The following is a 4,500-nucleotide window of genomic DNA, read 5'->3' as shown; positions in this document are numbered from 1 at the left end:
AAGGACCTCGTGGGAAAGAAATGGTGACGCCCGCGGCCAAGCGGAAAGCTGTCGCCCATCTCCGAGACGCCTTCGGGATGAGCGAACGGCGGGCGTGTAGCCGCCACCTTCGAAGCAACGCGCGAGGCTTTCGATGCCTCATGGACCGAGCTATTGCCCACAATTCCAGAAAGTGCCTTCGCCGAATGGCGCCACGATCGCGACTGGCGCGCCGAAATGAAGGCCAGGCGCGCGCGTGGCGAGAAGCTCGCCAGCGAGATCAGGAACACGTTGATGCGCTGCGTCTGCGGAACGGTCTTCGATAGCTGGAAGCCCGCGGAGAGCTACCCGCATCGTCCCCACATCTACGCCGCGCAGGCAGGAAAGGGTTTAACCCGATGAAGCACACCGATGAACGACCCTATGCAGACCCGGAGGCCGCCGCGCGCAAGCTGGTTGAGCTCGCAGCCAACGTCGAGGCTGTCCAGGACGGCCGCATCTATATCGAGAGGATCAACGCGCCCTTCTTGTTCAAGCTTGGCGGCAAGGGCAGTGAGTTCGGCGCCGGCATTAAGCACGCGGTAGAGAATGGCTGGCTCGAACTACACGAAAGTGGGACGTATGTGCGGCTGCTGAGGCCGGGCGCGGATTTATCCGCTCGCTGATGATAGCCACAGACGTTCTTTTGGAACGTCTGACGTCACCGACAATTCATGTAAGATGGCGAATTATCACCAGATTGATTCAAGAAGTTTTTTAGCGCTCCAAGAGGCTCGCAATGCGCAGTGATCGCGTAGTTAATTTTGTTCGTCAGATGACCGAGCTCGCCTCCCAATTATCCGAACTCGAATACCTTAGAAATCAAGTCGTTGAGGCGCAGCGGCGATCCCGCCGTGACCATCGGGCAGAGTTCTCCAAATCCCATAGCCAAGGTACGAACGAACCTCATCCACTAGAGAGCTCGCAACAAGAAGACTAGCGTGGGCCGGCGGCATAGCAGCGTCGTTGTTGACGCCACCTACACCCCGCTTAAGCCTTCGAACAATTCCTGCACTTCCGGACTCAACTGCTCCGGTGCGGGTTTGAGCAGCGCGTTCCGCATGGGAGAGCCCCGGGGCCCCAGCTTGACCTTGGCCAGTGCGAGCGTCTTTGCACGTCGTTCCCCGAGGGCGAGAATGATCAGCCCAGCGACCATCGGGATGACGCCGAGGGGTTCTCCATCGTCATCCGAAACGCACAATAGCAAACCGGCAATGAGTATAACTGCCCCGAGTATGCGCATCGTCTACCAATTAACGTAATGATGAACCGTATTCGGTTTACAGTGCCGCGACGAGCGAGCGGAGCCGCGTGTTCATTGCAAGGCGCGGACGGACGCGGCGCCAACCGCGCACAGTCAAAAACAACCCGCCAAGAAACTTAATTACGGTCCTAACGGCGAAATGCCAATAGGAGAAGAACACCGACAACGGACGCCGCAAGCAAGAGCAACAAAATACCCACGGCCCCCCCCCGACGTGATTCCGCCCTCAAGTTTAATCCTCTAATTGGATTGCTGAAACCGAATAAATCGCATAGAAGAATAATATAAGAATTTAATTCAAGGTTGTTTACCGTGTTTTTCTGTGTTGCAACGGCATTAGCATCGTTATTTGGTGCAGCGGCCTTCACCGTTTACGTCGCTGTCGATCTTCCCGACCCTATTTATTTAAGCGATGATTAATTTAATCAGGCTTCTTTAAATGGATGTCTTTAGATTGCTTTCTTGGGACGTCGGGGAAGTACGCGGCCTTGTGCTTGGGGTGAAGGTCCGTCAGCTTAGCCAGCCCCCGGCGGGCCTTCCCTCAGCTGGTTAAAGCGCCCATTTGTGAACTAGTTAATATTGCAGTCTGGAAACGCCGCAATATGATCATCTCACCGGGGCTGGTTGTATATTTCACTTTGATCTTTTTCACCCGGATTTTTTCGAGAATGAGGCCGCAGTGGTGTCCCCCGCCGCGGCCTTTTTATGAGCTCACTCGTTCCGGTAACTTGATCGCAGGCTAAGACCGCGACGCGCGCTCGACCTTCGCCTCCTGCTTCTGCAACTGCTCTTCCGCGAACAGTACGACCATGCGCCGTACGTCGGGATCAGTTATTTTCCGAAATGCCTTGATCAAACGCAGTATCTGTAAATCTTCGACGCCGTTCGGCATGGCAAGACCTGTTAGTTGAAAAGCTACAGCTGAAAATCAAAATTATGCAGCGGCCGCTCCCCAAAGGAAACGTGAAACTCTGCGAAGGGTTAAGTGCTGACGTTGACGCTTTGGGCTGGGATGCCCATTGAGGCCGGCGCAAGTGTGGCGCGGCCGTACGTAAGGCGGCCCTACCGGATGCCCATGAACAGCGCCGCAACGAACAGTGCGGCGCCAAAGGCTGCAATGCCAAGGCAGATGCGCGCGTGAACTGAATATGGATTGGTATGGGGTTGTTCAATCATGGCCTCACCTCGGCGGCTGCAAGCCCGGCGGGCGCAGCAAGTCACTTATATTGGCGCCGGTCTCGGCGATCCTGGCTCGCTTTAGAAGGGCCTCGCGCTCGACGCCAGCCGATCGGCCATCGTTTTGAGCTTGGAGGCCCGCTCGGCCATTCGTTCTTCAAGTGAGCGCGTTTGCTTCACTCTGCGGCGCTCTCCCATGGCGCGGCTCCTTGAGCGTTCACAACGACTCCAAAACTAGGAAAAGTAAGAACAGTTCCTACACTGGAACGAACCTATGCCACCGCGAAATTCGACCAAGGCGACAGTTGAGGCGGCATCAATGCCTGCGCCGTTCGACCGCGAATGTGAATTTGAGGTGGAGCACCGGGCCGCTGTCGTCCCGGACTTCAATCGACAGCTGTTGGCTATCGCCACCTAAAGTGCGGACGGCATCTCTGGCCATATCGGCAAGCGAGCGCGCCGCCTCCTCCTGCACCTTCTCTATGGTTGAGAGCTCTAGACCTTCCTCATCCGGGAAAATCTCGTCACCCTCTCTGATGTCAAAATAATACCGTCTCATCACACCTAAACGACGCCGACCTCAAATTGTTCTTTTCGCAAAAGAAGGCCACTTCCAAAATCAAACTGCGGACACAGGCCAGCGCCCTCAAGACTGGGGCGGCGTAAAATAGGGACGGCTCCCGCCGGGGCTGGCTGGGCGGGTGGCCGTCCCGCGACCGCGGTATGGAATCAGAACCAACCTGGTCGTTCCCAACTTCGCACGTGCGCATGGATTGAAGGTTCACATTGTACCGCTGGCCCAGAAACTTTGGCGGGACACGGTCCCAGCTTGGATCGTCTGGCGGACGAATGCCCTAGGGGCTGGCGGGCCGGGAGCCTTGAAAGTCAAGTCGCGCTGCGAAGCGGCGACCGGCCTAGCAAGACACCTCTGCACCATTTCGGATAAAGCGAAATGGGCCGCGTAACGGCGGCCCCTCCCGCCGGTCAGAATATAGTTCGTAAATGAAAACCAGCCCCGGCGACGCCAAGGTTAGATTCAGCAGTCTCCAGAAATCAAATGTCTTGATCTCCTTTGCGGGTGTGCCGGCAACTCAGCTTGCTCAGCTTGAGCCGTTCCTAAAAGGTTTCGTGTTTGGAACGAAAATATTGGACTGGCACCCCGTAAAATTTCGGCAGATCATGACTCGTCGCAGCGGTTCAATGTCGTCCGTTGGCAAAAAGGGAGCGCCGCAGCGGCCCGCATTTTCATCGCAGGAAGAGGAGTTTCCTCAATGCAACGGACACAGCAGCAGCCCCGACGCCGCATCGAGCGTGGGAAGAGCTTCAAGGAACGCTTGGCGGATGAGGCGGTGCAATTTCGGGCAGAAGCCGCAAAGCTCTCGCCAGGCACGGCTCGCGAACTACTTCTGCGGCGCGCACGTCAAGCCGAGACCGCCGCTCACATCGATGATTGGCTTAAGTCCCCGGAACTGAAAACGCCCGACTGATCGCCATGACAACCGGATACTACGCCTACGCCATCGGACCGGATGGTCATGTCCAAAGCCGCGTCGTCATCTTCGGCCATGACGACGAAGAAGCCAAACGCTTGGCTGAGCAGCTCGTCGACGGTCACGATATCGAACTATGGCAAGGGGCGCGCAAGGTTGCGGTCTTCCCGCGCCATGATAGTCCGACCAGTTAGGAACCCGCACGCTCGCCGCCATTTATTTTTTTTGCTGGCTCCGCTGCCAGAGCTGGCGGGAGCGGCCCCGGCCTACCCTTGCCCCCCTGCCAGCCGGGGCCGACTCTCCGCCCCTGTCGTATCGGAGTTGCGACATCCATCCGGTGCTTGAAGACTTCGGCGCGCGTTTGCGCCTGGCGCGAGACGGACGAAGCTGACACTGAGCTCGAGGGTCCTGTAAAATCTCCTGTCGCTAGAGCCATCCCGGTCCCGATGGAATGAGAACCGGGGATGCTCTCAGTCTTTCGTGAAGGCGCGTGAGCCTCAGGCTTCCTTGAAGCGGTAGCCGACGCCGTAAAGTGTCTCGATCATCTCGAAC

Annotated in this window: 5 protein-coding genes; 3 read left to right on the top strand and 2 right to left on the bottom strand. The window is 57.2% G+C overall.

Translation table 11 applies throughout. The annotated features are described in order from the left end of the window. The coding region (locus tag CT676_RS44985; protein WP_205124642.1) for a hypothetical protein at positions 1 to 269 on the bottom strand (269 nt) is incomplete at its 3' end. 108 nt (positions 270 to 377) lie between these two features. On the opposite strand from CT676_RS44985, the gene CT676_RS43025 reads away from it, so the two are divergent. Further along, positions 378 to 644 carry a hypothetical protein gene (locus tag CT676_RS43025; protein ID WP_135217283.1) on the top strand — a complete coding sequence of 89 codons (267 nt, stop codon included), beginning with the start codon at positions 378 to 380 and terminating at the stop codon, positions 642 to 644. Between the two features lie 2,130 nt (positions 645 to 2,774). Here CT676_RS43025 and CT676_RS43015 read toward each other — a convergent pair. Then, positions 2,775 to 3,017: a hypothetical protein gene (locus CT676_RS43015; protein ID WP_135217282.1), complete on the bottom strand. Its 243-nt coding sequence runs from the start codon at positions 3,015 to 3,017 to the stop codon at positions 2,775 to 2,777. Between the two features lie 712 nt (positions 3,018 to 3,729). On the opposite strand from CT676_RS43015, the gene CT676_RS43010 reads away from it, so the two are divergent. Continuing rightward, positions 3,730 to 3,945 (top strand): hypothetical protein, encoded by a 216-nt coding sequence (locus CT676_RS43010; RefSeq protein WP_135217281.1) that lies wholly within the window; start codon positions 3,730 to 3,732, stop codon positions 3,943 to 3,945. 5 nt (positions 3,946 to 3,950) lie between these two features. Continuing rightward, positions 3,951 to 4,142, top strand: coding sequence for a hypothetical protein (locus CT676_RS43005; RefSeq protein WP_135217280.1), 192 nt, complete (start codon positions 3,951 to 3,953; stop codon positions 4,140 to 4,142). Positions 4,143 to 4,500: the final 358 nt, after the last annotated feature.

The organism is Bradyrhizobium sp. MOS001 (assembly GCF_004634465.1).
GTDB classification, from domain to species: domain Bacteria; phylum Pseudomonadota; class Alphaproteobacteria; order Rhizobiales; family Xanthobacteraceae; genus Bradyrhizobium; species Bradyrhizobium barranii.
This window is presented reverse-complemented; position numbering and strand designations above follow the sequence as displayed.

Excerpts from the sequence above, each read along its gene's own strand:
- CT676_RS43025 (WP_135217283.1), top strand. The coding sequence starts at position 378 with ATGAAGCACACCGATGAACGACCCTATGCAGACCCGGAGGCCGCCGCG.
- CT676_RS43015 (WP_135217282.1), bottom strand. The coding sequence starts at position 3,017 with ATGAGACGGTATTATTTTGACATCAGAGAGGGTGACGAGATTTTCCCG.
- CT676_RS43010 (WP_135217281.1), top strand. The coding sequence starts at position 3,730 with ATGCAACGGACACAGCAGCAGCCCCGACGCCGCATCGAGCGTGGGAAG.
- CT676_RS43005 (WP_135217280.1), top strand. The coding sequence starts at position 3,951 with ATGACAACCGGATACTACGCCTACGCCATCGGACCGGATGGTCATGTC.